Source organism: Methanofollis formosanus (assembly GCF_019633745.1).
Classification (GTDB): domain Archaea; phylum Halobacteriota; class Methanomicrobia; order Methanomicrobiales; family Methanofollaceae; genus Methanofollis; species Methanofollis formosanus.
This window is the reverse complement of the sequence record NZ_CP037968.1, coordinates 1,145,619-1,166,328: the sequence shown is the minus strand read 5'-3', so window position 1 is coordinate 1,166,328 and position 20,710 is coordinate 1,145,619. Positions and strand designations below refer to the sequence as shown.

11 protein-coding genes are annotated in these 20,710 nt (G+C 63.6%); 5 read left to right on the top strand and 6 right to left on the bottom strand.

What is annotated here, in order from left to right:
• The first annotated feature begins 4 nt into the window (after positions 1-4).
• Both tsaA and E2N92_RS05225 read left to right on the top strand, forming a co-directional pair.
• Positions 5-415 carry a tRNA (N6-threonylcarbamoyladenosine(37)-N6)-methyltransferase TrmO gene (gene tsaA, locus E2N92_RS05230; protein WP_343222865.1) on the top strand — a complete coding sequence of 137 codons (411 nt, stop codon included), beginning with the start codon at positions 5-7 and terminating at the stop codon, positions 413-415.
• Between the two features lie 55 nt (positions 416-470).
• Complete coding sequence (locus E2N92_RS05225; protein WP_220682635.1) at positions 471-1,598, top strand: MFS transporter; 1,128 nt, start codon at positions 471-473, stop codon at positions 1,596-1,598.
• Here E2N92_RS05225 and E2N92_RS05220 read toward each other — a convergent pair.
• The gene (locus tag E2N92_RS05220; RefSeq protein WP_220682634.1) at positions 1,567-3,369 is read right to left on the bottom strand and encodes an aldehyde ferredoxin oxidoreductase family protein; all 1,803 of its coding nucleotides are present in this window, start codon (positions 3,367-3,369) and stop codon (positions 1,567-1,569) included. The two genes, E2N92_RS05225 and E2N92_RS05220, sit on opposite strands and share 32 nt — an antisense overlap.
• Before the next feature lie 194 nt (positions 3,370-3,563).
• On the opposite strand from E2N92_RS05220, the gene E2N92_RS05215 reads away from it, so the two are divergent.
• The 3 genes from E2N92_RS05215 to E2N92_RS05205 all read left to right on the top strand — a co-directional run bounded on the left by E2N92_RS05215 (position 3,564) and on the right by E2N92_RS05205 (position 7,005).
• The gene (locus tag E2N92_RS05215) at positions 3,564-4,445 is read left to right on the top strand and encodes an Mrp/NBP35 family ATP-binding protein (RefSeq protein WP_220682633.1); all 882 of its coding nucleotides are present in this window, start codon (positions 3,564-3,566) and stop codon (positions 4,443-4,445) included.
• Entirely contained in the window at positions 4,446-4,757 is a 312-nt protein-coding gene (locus E2N92_RS05210; protein WP_220682632.1) for a hypothetical protein, read from the top strand.
• Positions 4,758-5,760: 1,003 nt separating this feature from the next.
• Positions 5,761-7,005, top strand: coding sequence for a Glu/Leu/Phe/Val family dehydrogenase (locus E2N92_RS05205; protein WP_220682631.1), 1,245 nt, complete (start codon positions 5,761-5,763; stop codon positions 7,003-7,005).
• A 395-nt stretch (positions 7,006-7,400) separates the two neighbouring features.
• Here the strand turns inward: E2N92_RS05205 and E2N92_RS05200 are convergent, their stop codons facing one another.
• The 5 genes from E2N92_RS05200 to E2N92_RS05180 all read right to left on the bottom strand — a co-directional run bounded on the left by E2N92_RS05200 (position 7,401) and on the right by E2N92_RS05180 (position 20,660).
• Positions 7,401-8,609, bottom strand: a complete 1,209-nt coding sequence (locus E2N92_RS05200; protein WP_220682630.1) for a glycosyltransferase — start codon at positions 8,607-8,609, stop codon at positions 7,401-7,403.
• 53 nt (positions 8,610-8,662) lie between these two features.
• On the bottom strand, positions 8,663-10,846 hold the full coding sequence (locus tag E2N92_RS05195) for a bifunctional alpha,alpha-trehalose-phosphate synthase (UDP-forming)/trehalose-phosphatase (protein WP_281425803.1): 2,184 nt from the start codon (positions 10,844-10,846) through the stop codon (positions 8,663-8,665).
• 153 nt (positions 10,847-10,999) lie between these two features.
• Positions 11,000-11,743 carry a hypothetical protein gene (locus E2N92_RS05190; RefSeq protein WP_220682629.1) on the bottom strand — a complete coding sequence of 248 codons (744 nt, stop codon included), beginning with the start codon at positions 11,741-11,743 and terminating at the stop codon, positions 11,000-11,002.
• A gap of 266 nt (positions 11,744-12,009) precedes the next feature.
• A complete protein-coding gene (locus E2N92_RS05185; RefSeq protein WP_220682628.1) occupies positions 12,010-15,273 on the bottom strand; it encodes a lectin like domain-containing protein in 3,264 nt (1,087 codons plus the stop codon).
• Between the two features lie 17 nt (positions 15,274-15,290).
• Positions 15,291-20,660 (bottom strand): PKD domain-containing protein, encoded by a 5,370-nt coding sequence (locus E2N92_RS05180; RefSeq protein ID WP_220682627.1) that lies wholly within the window; start codon positions 20,658-20,660, stop codon positions 15,291-15,293.
• Positions 20,661-20,710 lie beyond the last annotated feature (50 nt).

Genomic DNA, 20,710 nt, shown 5'->3' with positions numbered 1-20,710 from the left:
TATGATGGAACTGGTAGCGATCGGGACGATCAGGTCCCCGTACAAAAAACCCGACGACGCCCCGCGTCAGGGGCGGCTGAATGATGTGGAATCCGAGATCGAGGTCTACCCCGAGTATGCGGAAGGCCTGGCCGACCTCGAGGGGTGCGACCGTCTGGTCGTTCTCTACTGGCTGGACCGTGCCGACCGGTCTCTGCTCAGGGCGACCCCGCCAGGCCAGAGCCGTTCGAGAGGCGTCTTCTCGACCCGGTCCCCGCACCGCCCCAACCCCATCGCCCTCTCGGTCGTCGACCTCCTTGAGGTCAGGGGGCGGACCCTGCGGGTGCAGGGCCTTGAAGCCCTTGACGGCAGCCCGCTCCTCGACCTCAAGCCCGATCTGCCGCTGATCGAGATCCCGAAAAAATCCGACAGGTGAGGGACAGACGGCGTTTCGTATCGATCCTCATATCCGAGCCCTTGCGATCGCCTCGGTGGCGGTCTTTGCGTCCATGGCCGGGCTCGGCGTCATCAGCCCGCTCATGCCCTACTATGCCGGGATGCTCGACGCCTCCGGTCTGCTCCTCGGCCTCATCTTTGCGGCCTTCCCCCTCGCCCGCGGGATCTTCTCGCCCTATGCCGGGGCGCTCTCCGACCGCGAAGGGCGGCGGTGGTTTGTCGTCGCCGGGCTTCTCGGGTTTGCCGTTGTCTCGGCGCTGTACCCCTTTGCGGTGACCGCCCCCGAACTCTTCTTGGTGAGGTTTCTCCACGGTGCGGCGGCCGCGGTGGTGATCACCGTCGGCATGGCGAGCATAGCCGAGGCGGCGCCGCCAGGCCGGGAAGGGACGGCGATGGGGATCTTTCACACGGCGATCTACCTGGGCATGGCCACCGGGCCGTTCATCGGCGGAGTGATCAGCGAGCACGCCGGGGTCGAGGGGGTGTTCGCCGCGATGGCCCTGGTCGCCGGTGCGGCCGCTCTCCTCGCCGTCGCTCTCCCCCCGGGGACGGCCGCCCCCGCACCGGCCCGGGCCGCAACAAAGCACTCGTTCCGCGCGATCGCCGCCGATCCGGGCATGAAAGGGCTCCTGGTCTTCAGGGGGGTCCACGCCCTCGGGCGCGGCGGGATCCTTGCCTTTGTCCCGATCTTCGCTTCGACGCTTGCGATCGGACCGAAGGGTGTCGGGATCCTCCTCTTCGTCCACATCCTGGCCATCGCCGTTCTCCAGATCCCGTCTGGCGAACGTGCGGACCGCGGCGGGATGCGGAGCCTGGTCTTTGCCGGGTCGCTTGTCTCCTCGGTGGCCCTTCTCCTCATCCCGTTCACCGACGATTTCGTCACTCTCCTCCTCGCATGCTCGGCGACAAGCCTCGGCACCGCCCTCTCCATGCCCGCGGCCGCCTCCATGGCCGTGCGGCGGGGCAGGACCTGGGGGGTGGGGGCGTCGCTCGGCGTCTTCAACACCGCCTTCTCCATCGGAATGATCGCAAGTCCCCTCATCTCGGGCGTCGTCATGGACGTCGCCGGAGTCTTCGGGGTCTTCTGGACTGCCGGCCTCCTCGGCCTCCTCGGGAGTCTCTACTTCTGGGTCATGTCGCGGGAAGCGGCGCCGCCCAGCTGATCCCGAGTTCTCTCAACTTCTCCGGGTCCGGCACCCCGTGCCGGTCCCAGCCGCGGGCCCGGTAATATTCGGAGAGCAGGGGCTCCCTTCTCCAGACCCTCCCGGCCGGTGCACCGTCGGTGAGCGGTTCTGCAAGCAGACGGGCCGGCAGGGTGTCGTCTGCACGCGTGAACCCGGCCCTGAGATTGAAGAGCCGCTGCAGGTTCCAGATCCGCTCGCCGATCACCATCAGGTCGGCGGCGTTCGTCTCCATCCCGGTCACTCCCCTGACCAGCGCCGCATATTCGTCGGCGTCGAGGGCGAAGGAGGTGAAAAGACAGATCCCGATCGAGTCGATGACGGCGGTGAGGTCCTGGAAGGCCTTCGTCCACTCCGCCTTCCCCTCGCTGGTGAAGGGGTCGAGGGCCTCGGGGAGGCCGAGCACCTCGGGCGAGATGAGGTAGGCATAGACATGGTCGCCGCCCCGCACCGAGGTGGCGTAGGCCAGGCCGTGTCCCTGAAGACCGCGGGGATCGTAGGCCGGGAGGTCCTGGCCTTTCACGCTCATCGAGAGTTCTGGGTGACCGTGCCGCCGCGTAAAGGCGGCGCTCCCCTCGGCGAGTTCGTCGCCGATCCCCTGCCGATCGCCGATCGATTCGACGAGACCGAGGATCTTCTCGCACTCACCGAACCTGATCCCGGTGTCGAGGTGCCCACGCTCGTTCATCTCCATCGCCGCCGCGATCGCCCCGCCGACCGAAATCGTGTCCAGGCCCAGTTCGTTGCAGAGGTTGTTCGCCCTGATCACCATCCCCAGGTCGTGGCACCCGATGTTGGGCCCGAAGGCCCAGACGGTCTCGTACTCCGGGCCGTCCCCTTCGACACCGTCGATCTCGGTGAGTCTCCCGCAGCAGACCATGCACGAGTAACAGCACTTTTTGTTCTTGAGATAGGTTTCGGCGAGTTCCTCTCCCGAGACCGCCCCGGCCTCCGGGTCGTAGCCGCGCTGGAAGTTCCTGGTCGGGAGGATGTTGTGCTCGTTGATGATGTTGACCAGGACTGCCGTCCCGTAGGTCGGGAGACCGATGCCGGTCACCGGGTTCTCCCGCAGTTTTGCCCTGGTGGAGGCCTTCAGTTCTTTCAACCCTTCGGGGTCGGCGACCTCGGTCTTCTGTTCGCCCCGTGCGGCGACGGCCTTGAGGTTTTTCGCTCCCATCACCGCCCCCACGCCGCCCCGCCCCGACGACCTGAAGGTCTCGTTCATCACCGAGGAGATGGGGCTCAGACGCTCTCCGGCCGGCCCGATACAGAGCACCTCGGTCGAGGGCCCGAGGGTCTCGGCCTCGATCCCACGCACCGTCTCGCTCACCCGTTTCCCCCACAACCCGGAGGCATCCCTGATCTCGGCGGCCCCGTCGTTGACCCAGAGATAGACCGGCCGCTCGGCCCGGCCGGTGACGATGATCCCGTCGAACCCTGCTCTCTTCAGTTCTTTCCCGAAGAATCCTCCTGAATTCGCACTGGTGAGCGTCCTGGTCAGGGGCGACCTGGTGACGATGTCGAAGCGCGATCCCAGCGGGACACCGCTGCCGGTCAGCGGGCCGGTGGCGATGACCAGCGGATTTTCAGGGCTGAGCGGTTCGGTCGATGCGTCGATCATCTCGGTGAGGAGCCTCACCCCAAGGCCCCGGCCACCGAGGTAGTCGCGCTTCCACTCGTCCGGATACGGACGTGCCCTGCACTTCCCCGCGGTGAGGTCGACCGCAAGGAGACGGTCGGCATACCCTTTCATACTCCCTTCCCCGTCCCTCATGGGCGTCGTCAGCAAGATAAACTTAACCTGAAACCCCTGCAAGCAGGCGGGATCGGAGGAGCGCGGGGTTTCGGTCTCTTTCCCGGGTCTGTTGCCCGGATCTAAACTATTTAAGGCCCGCGCAAACAGATACTTATAGAAGTGTTGAGAGCACACAAATTGAGGAGATAGTCATGGCAGAGAATCAATCTCAACAGGGATCTGAGTGTGACGGCAACTGCAGCACCTGCCCGAGCGCCAAGAAGGACGAGAACGGGCAGGCCACCTGCGGCCTCCCGCAGAAGGTAAAGATGAACGTGAAGCATGTGGTCCTTGTCCTCTCAGGCAAGGGTGGTGTGGGCAAGACCACGGTCTCGGTCAACCTCGCCTTCGCCCTCTCGAACCACGGCAAGAACGTCGGTCTCCTCGACCTGGATATCCACGGCCCGAATGTCCCCAAGATGGTCGGTGTCGAGGGAGAGAAGCTGATGGTCGCCGGCAACAAGATCGAGCCCGTCCATGCCACCGGCAACCTTTCGGTGGTCTCGATGGAGTTCCTCCTCCCCAACGGCGAGACCCCGGTCATCTGGCGCGGTCCGATGAAGATGACGGCGATCAAGCAGTTCCTCGAGGACGTCAACTGGGGCGACCTCGACTACCTGGTCGTCGACCTTCCGCCCGGCACCGGCGACGAGGCCCTCTCCATCATCCAGCTCGCCCCGCAGATCGAGGGTGCGGTCATCGTCACCACCCCGCAGGCGGTCTCGACGCTCGACTCAAGCAAGGCGGTCCGCTTCATTGAGAAGCTCGACCTCAAGGTTCTCGGGATCGTCGAGAACATGAGCGGTCTCATCTGTCCCGACTGCGGCAAGGAGATCGACATCTTCGGCAAGGGCGGCGGCAAGATCGCGGCCGAGGAACTCGGTGTCCCGTACCTCGGTGCGATCCCCATCGACCCTGCGATGCGCGAGGCCGGCGACGAGGGCAGGCCGTTCATCAACAGGCACAACGATTCGCCGTCCTGGAAGGCGATCGACGCCGTGATGGAGAACCTCGTCAAAGTCGTCGAGGAGTAAATGGAAAAATTTCTCCGGGTGCTCCGGGGGGCCGGGGAGCCCATGGAGATCTATACCGAGATCGCCGCGGTCCTGGCCGACATTGCGACCTTCCCTGACCGCCTCGAACCGATCGTCGCTGCGGCCTCGGCCCTCCCCGACCCGGACCTCGAGCGTCTCCGCTTTGCGCTGGTGCGTCTCCAGGTCTATGCCGACATCCACCGCTACGAGAACATCGAGCAGACGCAGTGGATGAAGTATGTCGCCCAGGTGCTGGAGCGGCTCATCTTCGGCTCCCTGATGATGGAGGCGGAGTCGGCAGCGGGTGAATAGAGCCTCAGGGTTCTTTCGTCCTCTTTTTTGATCGGTTGAATCGTTCATGAGACGTTCGGTTCGGGCGGGTCCATAGAACTCTTCGTGGGCTTTGTGGAATTCACCATGAGGTCATCCCAGAACTCTCCGGCCTTGCTCTATGACGGGAAGAAGTTTCTGAAGTACGGCGTCGTTCAAGAGATTGCTGCCGCCCCGTCGCTATCTTCGTCCCCGGGGTCCGGGGGCAGCGCCCCCGGCATCGGGTTTCGGAAGGCGTGATGATCCGATGCGCCGCCTACAATCGCAGACTCTTCACCGCCGTCTCGCGCCGGGGGGCTTTACCCCCCGGAACCCCCCACGACGGGGGGCGGCCAGCCCCCCGTCGAAGAGAACCATCAAGATGATTTCTACATAGCCGAAAAGAGAGAGCAAGCGACGAAAAATGTTCATCGCGTATGCTTGAGCCGCGGGTTCATGGTGAATTCTACAAAGCCCTGGATGGTTATCTCTGTGGGGGGTTGGCCACCCCGGGTTTCCCAGCATCGGGATTGGGACGAGGGCGGCGCCCCCCTCTTCAGATTCATCAATGGTGCCTTCCCGGTTCAATCTTCGTGCCCGGGATCCGGGGCGGCGAATGTGTGATGTCCCCTTCCCCGCCATATCGTGAAGGGGAAAATGTCGAGAGAAGCATGACCGGAGTCTCTCCCCATCCGGAAGAGCTCCTCGAACGGTTTTCATATGGTCTGCCTGAGGTGTCTTCCCGCCTCATGGTTGATTCAACAGGGCCCTATTTTCATCACCTGCGTTTCCATCTCTGCTCTCTCGCTATTCTGCACCCCTTCGGGCAAGCGCAGGTAGGAAGTTTCCTTCCTTCGGTGCTGCGGGGGTTATAATGCCTGTATATCTCCCATGAATTCAGAATCGATGGCATTTTAAACTATATCTTCAAGAAATTATTCTTAGGGCCATTCGGCATCTATAAGCCTGATTACGGTTAATCATTAGAGGGAAACTGGTGAATCCAATGACCAATGAGAACCCCTTTGAAAACGTCAAGAAGCAGATCTGCTCGTGTACCGAATTCCTCGGTATCTCCCCGAACGTCGAGGAATTCCTCAAGACCCCGATGCGGGAGATTCATGTGGCCCTCCCGGTACGGATGGACGACGGCACGGTCCGTGTCTTCCAGGGTTTCCGTGTCCAGTACAACAGCGCCCTTGGCCCCACGAAGGGCGGGATCAGGTTCCACCCCCAGGAGACCATCGACACCATCCGCTCGCTTGCAGCCCTGATGACCTGGAAGTGCGCCCTCCTCGACCTCCCGCTCGGTGGCGGCAAGGGCGGTATCATCTGCAACCCCAAGGAACTCTCCGAGGGCGAACTCGAGCGGCTGAGCCGCGCCTATATCCGGGCGATCTACAAGGACATCGGCCCTGAGTGCGACGTCCCGGCCCCCGACGTCTACACCACCCCTCAGATCATGACCTGGATGATGGACGAGTACTCGACCCTCGTCGGTCACAATGCCTGCGGTGTCATCACCGGCAAGCCGATCCTGCTCGGCGGCTCGGTGGGCAGGGGCGACGCCACCGCCCGTGGCGGCTGGTATGTCCTCAAAGAGGCGGCAAAGGACCACGGGATCGACCTCGCCCAGGCGAAGGTTGCGGTCCAGGGCTACGGGAACGCCGGCTCCTTCGCGGCGTCCATCGGCGCAGAACTCGGCTGCACGATCGTTGCGGTCAGCGACAGCCGCGGTGCGATCTACAGCGAGGAAGGCCTCGACCTCAAGAAGCTCGACGCCCACAAGGCAAAGACCGGCTCGGTCAAGGACTTCGAGGGTGCTGAGAACATCACCAACGACGACCTCCTCGCCCTGAAGGTCGACATCCTCATCCCGGCGGCGCTCGAGAACGCAATTAACGAGACGAACGCCGACAAGGTCCAGGCGACCATCGTCGGAGAGCTTGCCAACGGTCCGATCTCCCCGGAGGGCGACGCGATCCTCTTCCAGCGGGGCATCACCGTTATCCCCGACTTCCTCTGCAACTCCGGCGGCGTGACGGTCTCGTACTTCGAGATGGTCCAGAACTTCTCCCTCGACCGCTGGGAAGAGAGCGACGTCCAGGCCCGTCTCGGTCGGAAGATGACCCGTGCCTACCACGAGGTCGCCGAGATCGCACAGGGACACAGCATCTCCATGCGTCAGGCCGCCTACACCCTGGCCATGAAGCGCGTCGTCGACGCCATGAAGCTGCGCGGCTGGGTCTGAGCCGATCTCCAGCATATACAATTCACGCACTCTTTTTTTCTCGGGCTTGTAGAATTCGGCATGAGGTGAGAGGACGCCTCAAGCATACCGAATGAAAATCTTTCATAGCAGATCTTCAGGGTGATTTTCATAGTAATTCGTCATGAACCCCGGGTTCAAGCATACGCTATTGAAAATTCTTGGTGGTCTCCGGTGCATGGATCCTTGTTCCCTCTTTGAGCAGGACACCGCATGGGACCACCACTTCATTGCCGCCCCCCGGACCCCCACGACGAAGATGGGGGCAGGGCGGCAGAATCTCATGAACGACGCCGGACTTCAGAAACTTCTTCCCGTCATAGAGCAAGGTCGGAGAGTTCTGGGATGACCTCATCGTAATTCTCCGGCGTCCCCCTTCACAGGATCACATCATTCAGCACATCGAGCCAGTCCCTGAGCAACCGCGTGATCAGGAACTTCTCCCTCACCGTCCTCTTCGCGTTCTTCCCCAGGCGCCGGGCCAGACCATCGTCCTGGAGGATCTGGACCACCCGGTCGGCACAGCCTTTGATGTCCTGCGGGTCGACCAGGAACCCGTTCTCGCCGTCGGTGATCTGGAGGCCGATGCCCCCCACCGCCGAGGCGACGACCGGCCGTCCCTTCCAGAGTGCCTCGGTGACCGTGAGCCCGAAACCCTCGCGCAGCGACTTCTGCACCACGACGTCGGAGGCCCGCTGGAGGGCATTGACCAGGATGTTGTTCTCGCTGTTGATGACGATGACGTCGCCGTTGGTGCTAAGCTGCGCCGCCTTGCGTTCCACCCGCTCGAAGATCTCCTGCCCCTCCGGATCGTCGGTCGCCATGCTCCCGCAGAGGACGAGCCGGCAGTCCATCTCTTTCTCGACCTCCTGGTAGACATCGAGGACACCCTCCGGATCTTTCCAGGTGTCGAACCGCGATATCTGGGTGATCAGTGGCTTGTCGGTCGGGATGCCGAACTTCTCCAGGTACCGCTCGGCCAGATCTTCAGGAATCTCGATATTCTTGGGGGAGAGCGGGTCGAGGGCCGGGTGGACCACCTGCTGCTCCACCGGCAGGTCCTCCCTGAGGTACCTCGTGTTGGAGACGAGCATCAGGTCGTATCTCAGCAGATACTGTTTGAGATAGTCCCAGAGCTCTTTGTTCGGATCGGTGAGGTCGATATGGCAGCGCCAGATCCAGGGTTGCTGTTTGCGGCAGCACCTGACAAGAGGAAGGGGTTGAGGATCATGGATGACGACGCAGTCGTGATCGATGTGGGTGTAGACCTTGAAGTCCTGGCTCGCCCTCACGTACAGGCTCTTCTTCATCTCGGTGAGATTTACTTCGGCGCCCTGCAGGGCGTTGTGGAACTTCTTGGTGATGGTGAAGAAGTCGGGGTTGCCGTGCAGGATCCGCCAGCCCATGTCGACGCCGAGGTCGTTCATGAGCGGAACCACCGAGGAGAGGAGTTCGGCCACCCCTCCCCCCTGGTAGGTCGAGTTGATGCAGAGGACATGTTTGCCGGTCAGGCCCCGCGCCTTCTGGTAGATCTCGTAGATCTGCCGGTCGCTCACGATCCCGTGGTAGTCGTCCAGGCTTCGCATACGTCTCCCCCCGGCGCGGATCCTCGCGCCCACCTCCGGGAGGGCCCGCGCCCTTATATCTCTTGCCCGCCGTCGGGCAGGAGGCAGTCTTCAAGGAGGGCCCGCACTTCCCTGAGCGACCTCACATGGACTCTGGCCTTGGAGAGGCCCATCCCGACCTTGACCGAGCACGCCCCCTCGGGGAGAGCCTCGAAGAGATACTCGTCGGTCCAGTCGTCCCCCACACCGAGGACAAAATCCCATGGCCCTTCATCCAGCCACTCGGCCGCCGCCCGTCCCTTGTTGTAGCCGGCACTCTTCACCTCGAGCACCCGGCTCCCTTCCAGGATGTCCAGGTCGCGGTGAGCGGTGAGGTCAAAGAGCATGCTTCTGAGTTCCTTCACCCTGGCAGAAGCGAGGTCGGGGTCGGCCATCCGGTAATGCCAGACCAGGGAGAAGTCCTTCTCCTCGATGAAAGAACCCGGCGTCCGGTCGACATAGCGTTCAAGCACCGGTCTGATCTCCTCCTTCCACTCCCGTTGGAGGGGACCGGTCAGCCGCCACTCGCCACCCGGTCGGCAGGCCCATACCCCGTGCTCGGCGATGAGTCCGACGTCCAGGCCACCGAACCACTCGGCAAGGGTCCGGCGGTCCCGGCCGCTGATCATCACCACCTCGGTCCCCTCCTCCGCCGTCAGGGCACCGAGCAGAGAGAGGAGAGCGGGGTCGGGGACGGCATGCTCGGGCCTGGAAGCAAAGGGGGTGAGGGTACCGTCATAGTCGAGGAGGAGGAGACGCCGTCCGGCCACCCGGTATGCCTCAATCAACCTCTCCCTCTGCTCGGTCGAGAGGAGCGAGGCCTCCAGTTCTCTCTGCCTCGTTTTCGTGGCCTCAAGACGTTGCATGAAGTCCCTGGCCCAGTGGAGGAGATGATACCGCCTGAGCCGCTCCTGCATCCAGCGGTTTCGCCGCACCTGCTCGTTCTCCGGCATGGTGAGGGCCTCCTTGAGGGCGCCGACCATCTCCTCGATGTTGAAGGGGTTGACGATGATCGCCTCGCCGAGTTCGGCGGCCGCGCCGGCCATCTCGCTCAGGACCAGCACCCCGAGGCCGTCGTGTTTGGTGGCCACGAACTCCTTGGCCATCAGGTTCATCCCGTCCCGCAGGGAGGTGACGACGGCGACGTCCGCGATCTGGTACAGGGCCACGAGCGTCTCGAAGGGGAGGGTGTCGTAGAGGTACCTCACCGGCGCCCAGTCGATGGTACCGTGCCTCCCGGTGATCTCGCCGACCAGACGGTCCACCTGCCGTTTGAGGCTCTGGTATTCGCGTACCGCCGTGCGGGACGGGACGGCGACGACGATGAGGACGATCCCATCCCTGTACTCGGGATGGCGCTGGAGGAAGAGGTCGAAGGTGCGCAATCGCTGCGGGATACCCTTGGTGTAGTCGAGACGGTCGAAGGAGAGGACGACCCGTCTGCCGCCGTACTTCCGGCGCAGCCGCGCCGCCTCCTCCCTGACCGCCGGGTCCTCGACCGCTCTGGAATACCGCGCATAATCGATGCCCATCGGGAAGGTATCCACCTTCACCAGACGGTTCCCGGTCAGGATCTCGCCCGAAGTATGCTGGTATCCCAGGATCCGCCGGACGCTGTCGGTGAAGTGGCGGACATAGTCGTAGGTATGGAAGCCGATGAGGTCGGCGCCCAGGAGGCCCTCCAGGATCTCCCGACGCCAGGGGAGGATCCTGAATATCTCGTAGGACGGGAAGGGGATATGGTTGAAGAACCCGATGGTGGCCTTCGGGATCTTCGTGCGGAGCATGGCCGGGAGGAGGAGGAGGTGGTAGTCATGCACCCAGATGATGTCGCCGGACCGGTATTCCCGGACGACCGCCTCGCAGAAGGCCCGGTTCACCTGCAGATAGGCCTCCCAGGACGGGAGGTCCCAGGTACTGCTGGTATGGAAATAGTGGAAGAGCGGCCAGAGGGTGGAGTTGCAGAAGCCGTCATAGTAGGCATCGACCGCCCCGGCGTCGAGGAAGACCGGGATGCAGGCGCGGTCCTCCATGAGGGCGCCGACCTTTTTCATCCCCTCCTCACCGAGTGCCCCCGAGTCGGCGCCCGGCCACCCGACCCAGACGCAGTTGTGGTCGCGGTAATAGGATGCAAGTCCGGTTGCAAGTCCGCCGATGCTCGGCTCCACGCTGAAATTCTCGCCGTCCTGCCGGATGCTGTACGGGAGCCTGTTCGAGATGATGAGCGTCCGCCGCCCTTCTGTGCCGGTATCGATCGTTCCGTCCCCCGGCCCTGGATCTGTGTTCTTTACAGATAATCTTTCTCTGACGGCCGGGGCGGGATCCGGTCGGCACCCACGGACCCTGCGGGGAGGGGGTGGGGGCGGTTCCCCCTACTCGCGCACCACCGGCGAGGCGCGCTCGTCGAAGGGGTTGGTCCGCATCGCGAGGGAGAAGAGGTACGGATAGTTTTCCTTGAGATATGCCATGTAGTCAAGCCACTGGACGATCAGCAGGCGGTAGGCCCGGTTGACGTCGTTGTTCAGGTGGGCAAGGTCGGTCGCCGGGGCATGCGCGAGGTCGTCGCGGCGTTCGAGTTCGTCGGCAAGGTGGAAGACCGCCCGCAGCACCTCGGTGAAGTGCTCGTGTTCGAGAAGCACCGGGTTCTCCAGAAGACGCAGAAGGAAGGGGCGTTTCTGGATCAAAAACGACCGGATCTCACCGAGTTCCCCGGCGTCCACCGTCACCTGATAGGTGTGGTCGGTGATGCAGGCCCTGACCTCGTCGAACTCCTTCTCAGACCAGTCGTCCCGCACCACCAGGTCGCACCGGATCGCGTTCAGGCCGGCGTCGCGGTCCGAGAGTCTGACCAGCAGACTGGTCCCGACTTCAGAGAAGAAGGTTCCGATGACCATATTCAGTTTCTGGAGTTTGTCCCGCTTCGCCCGCACCGTGAGGAGCTGGTTCAAGATGAGCGTGACGAGCAGGACGTTGATCGGGAGAAAACCCAGGGCATTGAAGATATAGTAATAGGTGTTCTCCGGGGTTCCGAGGATGAGGAACTTCACTGTATAGATCGCAACACTTGCCAGGACCAGAAAAATTCCGAGCCTGGTCTCCCATGTAAGCCGTACCATGGACTGATTCACCTGGAATATGATAATGCGCCCCGACAAAAAATATCTGCGATTGACTTTGTAGAATCGGGCATGAACCTCTGGCTCAAACATACGCGATGAACATTTTTCGCCGCTTGCTCTCTCTTTTTCAAGACAGGAGGACTGGTGGAGGCCTTGTTCCATCGCCGCCCCCCGCTGAGAGACCAACCCGGATGATTTCAACATTCATCCCATATGCTTGGGCCAGGGGTTCATGCCCGATTCTCCAGGGCAAAAAAAAAGATTTAGTGTCTCCGTGCCAGGAGAGCGGCACTGCCGATCGCCAGGGCCGCGGCCCAGAGGGGCAGAGGCGACTTCTGCGTCGTCGTCGCCGGGACCGTATCGGTCTCTGCCGGGGTCACCGCACCTGATTCGGCGCTTGCCGAGGTCACGGTCGGTGCCGGTGTCTCGGGCGTCCCCGCGGTTGCGGCGATGGCGAAGGTGGAGAAACCGTCGCTTTCCGCAGCAAAGTATGCAATGCCGCCGTTCTCACCGGTGAATACCGTCTCGAGAGGCTTCCATGCACCGTCGACGTACCTGAAGAGCCCGATGTCGTCGGCCGTGCAGGAGTGCGCTTTCATCCATGCCGTGGGCACGGCGAAGGCGATGGTCTCGCCGGAGAGGCGGTCTTCGGTCGTGCGATACAGGGTTGCCTCCACGTAGGCGTAGACCGCATCTTCAGGGGCGTCGGCCGCCGACGGGAGCGTGGCCTTCTTCACCGAGAGCATGAGGCCGTCGATGTCTTCTTTCGTCCTGAGCGTGACCGCCGTGACCGGCGTGGTGCGCATCGTCAGGGTGACGTTTTCTCCCGCACGGAGGGAATCTGCCGCGCCGACCGCAGTGTCCGACTGACTGCTGCCGCCGCTGCTCTGTGAGGAGACATGGGCGGGTTCGGTGGTTGTAGGTGCCGGTGTTGGCTCGGTAGTCGTCGGCACTGGCGTCGGTTCGGTGGTCGGTACCGGTGTCGGTTCGACCGGTGCCGCCGAGACGGCGACCAGCCCGAACTCACAGAATCCGTCAGGCGACGTGGCGGCAAAGGTGGTCATACCGCCTTCGGTCACCTGGACACGAGTCTGGAGAAGTGTTGCCTTTCCGTCGTTGCAGCGGATGACCGTGACGTTCTCTGCGCCGCCGTGCGCCTCCACCCACGCGGTCGGGGCGCTCATCAGCACCGTGGCGCCGGTGATCTCCTCGCCGTCGTTGAGGTTGGCGGTCCGGACCTCAAGGGACGCCGCAAAGGCGTCGATCGTCAGTCCCTCTTCTCCGGCCGCACGCTCGAAGATGTCCATTGTCCCGGCCCCGGCCTCGTTCCTCAGGGCCGTGGTGACGGCCGCACCCTGGGGCACGCCGGTAAGATCTGCCATCACCGAGCCGCGGACCTCGCCGGCCCCTTCTGACCTGACCGCGAGCGCTCTGGTCTGGAGGACGACGCGCTCGACCGTGCCGTTGAAGATGCCGTCCTCCTCGGTCACTTCTCCGGTGGTCCTGATCGTCAGGTCGAAGGAGTTCCCGGAGACTTTGATGCTCTTCCTGTCCCCGGATACCTGGACATCTCCGGAGTTCTTCACCGAGACGTTCCTGCCGGCGAAGGTGCATCCGGGCACGTCAAGCTTCGCCTTCTCGGCCTGCTCTCTGTCGCCGGCGGGGGCGACCGTAACGCTGCTCGTGTTCGCCGTGGTGGTGACCAGGTCGCCGCCGTCGGCGTCGATCTGCCGCACGGCGATCTCCAGGTCCGATGCTCCGCCGATGAGGCCTTTCACCCTGACCGTGCCGAGGGCGACGTTCTCGTCGCCTGCATGGACGGCGTCGTCGAGGTCGACCGCCCGCATCATGAGACCGTCGTCGGTCTCGCGCGAGAGGTTGAGCGTCGCCCAGGCCGGGTAGGAGGCGCCGGTGATCGTGGCGACCTCTGGGTCGGCGACCGAGACGTCGATCTCGTAACCGGCAAGACCCCAGGGGGCGCGGCTCATGGTGATGGGGACTTCGGTCTCGTCACCTGCATTCACAGATGAATGGGCGGTACTGAACGAGAGTTTCGGCTCCTCGTAGACGGAGTAGGCCTTCAGACAGACGTTGGTGTTGGGCATTCTGGTCGTGAGGTCGTCCCACTCGACGCCGTCGGCGCTGACATAACTCTCGCCGGCCGACGCCTTTGCGCCGGTCGAGAACCCGGCGATCGGTTTCTCAACCGCCAGCGGCTGGTAGTAGCCGGGCGTCGTGAGCTTGACGACCACCGAGAACTTCTGACCCGGTTTCAGGGGCACCGGCGTTGCGAGTGGGTGGGTGTGGTAGCCGGGCAGGACCTGCGTGCCGGAGATGGTCGTCACCGGCCCGTCCGCCGAGAGGGGGCCGTCGGTCGGGTCGACGTAGACCGAGACCTCGTAGGCGGCGTTCGGGGCCGGGGTGAAGAACCCGACCGCACCCAGGCTGTTGCCCGAGGTGGCGGTGAAGACGTTGGCGGCGTACGCCGTCTCGCTCCCCAGCCCGACCGCCGAGGTCCAGCCCAGCGGGTCGTGGAAGTAGACGTCGCGGTAGTTGTCGGTATCTTCTGCGGTGAAGACCGCCTTGCAGCCGCGGTCGGCGTCATAGTACGACTGGTAGAAGTAGCCGTCGTCGCCCCAGTCGGTGTTCCAGGAGTTCCTCACGATGAACGCACCGTCGCCCGGCGGGGTGAAGGTGAAGTTCTCTTTGCTGTAGGTGTCGTCCCAGCCCACGATCAGGACGGCGTGGCCGCCGCCGACGAGCCAGGGGTCATAGTAACTCGCATGCCCCTCGTCGTAGAAACCGTTCGACCAGTACATCGAGGAGTAGACCCCGCCGTACTCCTTGACCGCCTGCTTGATCAGGGTGACATTGGAACGGTCTTTCCGCACCGGGAGGAAGTCCACGTCCTGGACATGCTTCCGGACGGTGAGGCCGGTGGGGGAGACGCCCGAGACCTCGCTGTAGGGATCGTCGGACTCGTTCACCGGGCCCGACCAGCGGGAGAAGTAGGCGGTGGCCATATAGGCGTTCCCACCCTCGACGTGGGTATAGTCCAGGCCGTGGGTGTTTTTCAGGTTGTTCTCGGAGAAGTCCCAGACCTCTCCAGGGAGGAGGGTGGACTCCAGGGAACCGATGGCCGCAAACGACCAGCAGCTCCCGCAGTGTCCCTGGTCCTTCACCGACCCGACCCGGCCCTCGTCGCGAAGGTCATAACGGCTCTCAGAGGGGGCGGGCTTGAAGGCCGAGGTGGTCTGCACCTCGCTGCCCTCGGGCCAGGCGACGGTCACCGGCGAGGGGATCTCGCCGCAGATCTCGTCTGTGCTTTCGCCTTCTTCGATTGAAGCGGCCGCGGCCGTCATCATGCGGTCGGCCGGTGCCTCTTGCTCCTCAAGATATTTCACAAACTCCGGGTTGAGCGGCGCCTCGGTCACCTCCAGTGCGGAGGCTGCCGGGGCCGCGGCCCAGAGGAGCAGGCAGGCGCAGAGGAGTGCGCCTGCCAGACCTTTCAGTATGCTGGTATTCATAACTCAAGCCACCTGTCTCATGCTCGGTCGGTCTCCATGGAGCGGTGGACCGTCACGACATCGTCGAAGTCGATCCGGCCGTTGCCGTTGTAGTCGAAGACCCGCGGGTTCTTTTGCGAGAAGATGCTCTCGAAGTGTTCGAAGTAGGCCCCGACATCGTCGGTGTCCAGGGTGCCGTCGCCGTTCACGTCCTCGAAGAGGCCGTCGCCGTCATCGTCGCCGGGTATGTTGACACATCCGGGGAGGGGCGAGAGCCCGACGACGTCGATGGTGCCCGGCGTGCAGATCACACTGGTTTCTTCGCCGCTGTCTGTGTAGACCACGACGTCGCCGACCGTGATCCCGGCCGTGCCGTCGGTGAGGCCCCTGACCTTCAGGGTGGCGAGGAGGACGTTCTCCGCACCTGCCTCGACGGTGTTGCCGTCGTCGCTCGCGGAGAACGTGACGGTGGTGCCGGGCAGGCCGGACGGTGAGGATGCGCCGGTCATGGAGGCGACGTCGACGCCGGTGATCCGGGCACGGTCGTTCTCGAGGGTGACGGTAATCGAATAGTTCTTCAGGCCGTCAGGGAAGTGGTCGGCGACGATGGCGACCTCGCGCTCGGTCCCGGCGGCGACCGTCGCCGTGGCCGGGGCAAACGAGATCACCGGGGCGATGTCGGTGAGAACGACATTGTCGAGCCGCCCGCAGTCTTCCCCGGCGGTGCTGCTGTATGAACGCTTCTCGTACATCCACCGCAGGGTGTGTTCGCCCTTCGCCAGGGTGTACTCAGCGGTTTGCCACCCCTCATCGGTACCGGCGATCTCTTTCTGCATCTCGCCGTCGATGGAGAACGCGAGGACGTCCGAGGACTTCATCGAGTAGCCCTCATAGGAGGAGACCTGCCAGTCGAAGGTGAGGTTCTTGGGGCCGGTGACCGTGGTCTCGATCCAGGTCTGCTGGTTGCGCTCGTCGATCGCACCGCTCTGCCCGCAGCTCCCGCCGACGAAGGTCTCGTTCAACTGGACAAACCAGGGTGCGTCCCCGCCGGTCGTCCAGACGAGGTCGGCGGCGTCGAGCGCATCCTCGAAGGTCGGGGTGACGGTGATGTAGCCGTTCTTGACCTCCATCTGCCCTTCAGGGGCGGTGTCCTTCTGCACGATGAGGGTGACGTTGTAGACGCCGGGCGTGGTGTAGGTGTGCGTCTGGTTCCTGCCGACCGCCGACTCCTTGTCGCCGAAGTCCCAGGCCCAGTGGATCGGGTTTCCGGTCGAATACCCGGTGAAGTCCACGGTGAGCGGGACCTCGCCCCAGGTGACGTTGCCGACAAAGTCGGTGTCGTCGATCGTGGTGAAGGTGACGTTGTCGAGCCAGCCGCAGTCCTCCATCATGTCCGAGTTGTAGTCCTTCTCGTACACCCACCTGACGGCGTGCGTGCCGAACCCGAGCCTGTACTCTTCCTCGGTCCAGTTCTCAGGGAAGCCGAAGATGTTCTTCTCCTCCTCGCCGTCGATGAAGAGCCTCAGGTAGTCGTGCCTGGGTTCAGAGGAGACGTTCCAGGCAAAGGTGAGGTAGCCCGGACCGGTGATGTTTGCCTGGAGCCAGGACTCCTTGCCGCCCTCGATGGCGCCGCTCCGTGCCGAGGTGGTGCCGGTGTGGACGCAGTCGACGTCGACGAACCAGTCAGCAGCGCCGCCGGTGGACCACTCCAGGTCAGGGGCCTCGACGGCTTCTGGAAGAGTGGCGAAAGGAACGGCCGCGATGGTCTGCGTCGTGCTGCTGGTGCCGGCGTCGTTGGTGACCGTCAGGGTGACCTGATACTCGCCGACCTTCTCGTAGGTGTGGGTCGGGTGCTGCTCGTCAGAGGTCGCACCGTCGCCGAAGTCCCAGGACCATGCGGTCGGGCACCCGGCCGAGGTGTCGTTGAACTGCACCGTCGCCGGGGCCATCGCCCGCGTCACGTTGGCCTCGAAGGCGGCCGTCGGGAGGATGGCGCCGAAGGTGTAGGTGACGTTGTCGAGGTGACCGCAGTCGCCCTCTTTGTACCGGTATTCGTTGGAGTAGGTCCACCTGAGGGCGTGCTCGCCGGGCGGGACCTCATAGTACACGCCAGGCCAGTATTTGCCCTGCTGAGTCCCCTTGATCTCTGAGACCTTCGTCCCGTCGGCCAAGAACTCCAGCAATCCGCAGTACGTGAAGGCCGTGGCGTTGATGTTCCAGTTGAAGGTGAGCACGCCGGGGCCGGTGACCGTCGCCTCGATCCAGGAGGTGTTCTCCCTGGATGAGATGACGCCGCTCCTCGCGGAACTCCCGCCTGTCAGGGCACAGTAGATGTCGGTGAACCAGCCGGCGTCGCCGCCGGTCGTCCAGGTGAGTTCAGGAGCGTCGACCGCGGTGCCGAGCGGGATGGCCTCGACGACGGTCACCGTCTTCGTCACGGTGTCGGTGCCGAGGACCACCTTCCCGTCGGCGTCCTTCCCGACGATGTTGGTGACCGTCAGGGTGACCGGGTACTCGCCCGGCCTGGTATAGACATGGGCGGCGCTCTCGGTGGTGACCGGTGCCGAACCGTCGCCGAAGTCCCAGTTCCATGCGGTCGGGAAACCGGTGGAGTTGTCGGCAAACTCGACGGCCAGGGGTGCCATGCCGCGGTTCTCGGTCACGTTGGTGACGAAGTCCACGACCGGTTCGCCGCCGCCGTAGGTGTAGGTGACATTGTCGAGCCAGCCGCCGTTCTCTTCCTTCTCGGTCATGGAGGTGGAGTAGGTCCAGGTGATGGTGTGGGTGCCGTGGCCGATGTGGTAGGTCTCATGGGACCAGTCAGAGGCCCACTGGATCTTCTTGTAGAGATCGTCGTACTGGTCGGCGTCGTCGACCGCGAACTCCATCTTGCCCAGAGGCATCCCGGAGTACTTGCCGGGGTTCACCTTCCAGTCGAAGGAGAGGATGCAGGGGCCGGCGACCGTGGTCCGGACCCAGGAGTTCTGGCTACAGGCCAGTGCCCCGGCGCTCTTGCCGGCACTGTACCCGACATACTCGGGGCCCTTCACGACCGACCAGGTGGCGTTGCCGCCGGTGGTCCACGCGAGGTCAGGGGCGTCGAAGGCCTCGGCAAGGGTGACCTCGCCGATCGAGTGGATGTACCCGGTCTTCGCCCCGGTCTCCTCCACGCCGTCTCTGGTGACGGTCAGGGAGACGTCGTAGGTGCCGGCCTCGAAGATGTGGGCCGGGTGCTGCTCGTCGGAGGTGGTGCCGTCGCCGAAGTCCCAGTGCCAGGCGGTCGGGTTGCCGGTGCTCTGGTCGGTGAACTGCACGGCGAGGGGGGCGTCGCCGGCGGTGGTGTTGGCGGTGAAGGCGGTGACGATCTCCTGGGTGTAGGAGACGTTGTCAAGCCACCCACAGTCCTCGCCTTCGGGCTCATCATAGTTCATCCTGATGAAGGACCAGGTGAGCTGATGAGTGCCGGGTGCGATCTCGACGGTCCGCTCCTCCCAGGTGCGGTCGGTGCCGGCGATGTCGACGGTGTCTTCCCCGTCGATCGCGAGGTAGAAACTGTCCCACTCACTGCAGGAGACATTCCACCAGAAGGTGAGGGTGCCCGGACCGGTGACCGAGGTCATGAGGTCGGATTGGTCGTAGAAATAAGTGAGAGGGCCGCTCCGTGCACAACCGCCGCCCTTCACGCCGTTCGCCGTGTCGATGGTCCACTCTGATGCTCCGGATGTGGCCCACTCAAGGTTCGGGGCGTCCAGGGCCGCTTTGAGGGTGGTTGGCGCGGGCGCCTTCGGGGTGAAGGCGACGTGGTCGAGCCAGCCGCGGTCTTCGCCGGCATAGTTCCCGCCGGCTTCGAGATAGTGCCATCTGAGAGTGTGTTCGCCCTCGCCGATCGTAAAGGACTCGGTCGTCCAGGCGAAGTCTTCGCCGGCGATGTTCTTCTGAGTCTCGCCGTCGATGGTGAACCTGAGCAGGTCGGAAGACCAGGGGTCGTTGAGGTCTTCGCTCTCGTCGTAGCCTGACGAGACATTCCAGGCAAAACTCAGGGTGCCCGGCCCGGTGACGGTGGTCTCGATCCAGGAACCGTCACAACCGTAAAAGGCCTCGCCGCTCCTGGCGCAACTGCCGCCGAAGCCGTTGCCGTCCTCGACGACCCAATCGTCGTCGCCGCCGGTGGTCCAGGTGAGGTCAGCGGCGTCCAGGGCCTCGCCCAGGGTGGGAAGAGGCGGTTTGGGCGTTGCGGACTCAACCGTCACGTTGTCGATCCATCCGCCGTTCTCGGGTTTGTCCGAGGATGTGGTGGAGTAGGTCCATTTGACGGTGTGCTCCCCGTCGCCGAGGTCGAAGGTCTCGTGGTGCCAGCCGTCGTCCGACCGGATCTTCTTATAGAGGTCGTCGGAGGAGGTCGCGCCGTCGACCGCGAACTCGAGTTCGCCGTACGTGGACCACATGACTTTCTGGGGCTTGACCTTCCAGTCGAAGGAGAGGGTCGCAGGCCCGGTGACGGTGGTCTCCACCTGGGTGGACTGAGAACTCGCGAGCAGACCGCTCCTGATGCTGGTCTCGCCGGCGACACTCTCGGTGGTATCGACAGACCATTCCGCGTCGCCGCCGGTGGTCAGGGTGAGGTCGGGTGCGTCCACGGCCTCGGCAAGGGTCTGGCTCTTGAGCACGGTGATGTACCCGCTCTTCGTCTCGGTCTCAGAGGCTCCTGCTCTCTGGACGGTGAGGGTGACCTCGTACGTGCCGGCCTTCTCGTAGACGTGGGTCGCGTCCTGGGTGGTGACGTGCGCTGAGCCGTCGCCGAAGTCCCACTCCCATTCGCTCACGTCGCCGGTGGAGAGGTCGGTGAACTGCACGGCCAGGGGCGTCATACCCGAAGTGACATTGGCGGAGAAGTCGGTGTAGTCGCCCGCGGTGAAGGTGACCGCGTCGAGCCATCCGCCATTCTCGTTCTTGACACCGAAACCCCCCTTGTGATAGGTCCAGGTGAGCGTGTGTTCGCCAGAAGCGATCCTGAAGGACTCCTCTGTCCAGACAGACTCGGTGCCTCCGATCTGCTTCTGATCGGTGCCGTCAATGGAGAACTTGTAATAGTCGCTTGAAGGAGAGTGGACATCCCAGGAGAAGGAGAGCGTGCCGGGGCCGATGACCGTGGTCTCGATCTTCGAGTCGCCAAAGCTTAAATCCGGCCCGCTCCTGACGGAGCTCCCGCCTTTCACAGCGTGTTCGGTATCGACCGTCCACGCCTTCGTGGAGGTGTCGGTCGTCCATACAAGACCCGGAGCGTCGACCGCCGCCCCGAGGCCCGTGTCCTCTGCGGCCGCGGGCATGACCAGCACGCAACAGAGAAGCGTGACGGCCACGGCCAGGGCGGCCGCGTGGGTATAGAAATCTTGTTTACTTCGGTACATAGTTCAACCAGTCTGTGAATTATTTATGTGATAGATATGGGTGATTGGGT

Coding starts and splice junctions, on each gene's coding strand:
- E2N92_RS05215 (WP_220682633.1), top strand. CDS start 3,564: ATGGCAGAGAATCAATCTCAACAGGGATCTGAGTGTGACGGCAACTGC.
- tsaA (WP_343222865.1), top strand. CDS start 5: ATGGAACTGGTAGCGATCGGGACGATCAGGTCCCCGTACAAAAAACCC.
- E2N92_RS05205 (WP_220682631.1), top strand. CDS start 5,761: ATGACCAATGAGAACCCCTTTGAAAACGTCAAGAAGCAGATCTGCTCG.
- E2N92_RS05220 (WP_220682634.1), bottom strand. CDS start 3,369: ATGAAAGGGTATGCCGACCGTCTCCTTGCGGTCGACCTCACCGCGGGG.
- E2N92_RS05190 (WP_220682629.1), bottom strand. CDS start 11,743: ATGGTACGGCTTACATGGGAGACCAGGCTCGGAATTTTTCTGGTCCTG.
- E2N92_RS05185 (WP_220682628.1), bottom strand. CDS start 15,273: ATGAATACCAGCATACTGAAAGGTCTGGCAGGCGCACTCCTCTGCGCC.
- E2N92_RS05200 (WP_220682630.1), bottom strand. CDS start 8,609: ATGCGAAGCCTGGACGACTACCACGGGATCGTGAGCGACCGGCAGATC.
- E2N92_RS05180 (WP_220682627.1), bottom strand. CDS start 20,660: ATGTACCGAAGTAAACAAGATTTCTATACCCACGCGGCCGCCCTGGCC.
- E2N92_RS05210 (WP_220682632.1), top strand. CDS start 4,446: ATGGAAAAATTTCTCCGGGTGCTCCGGGGGGCCGGGGAGCCCATGGAG.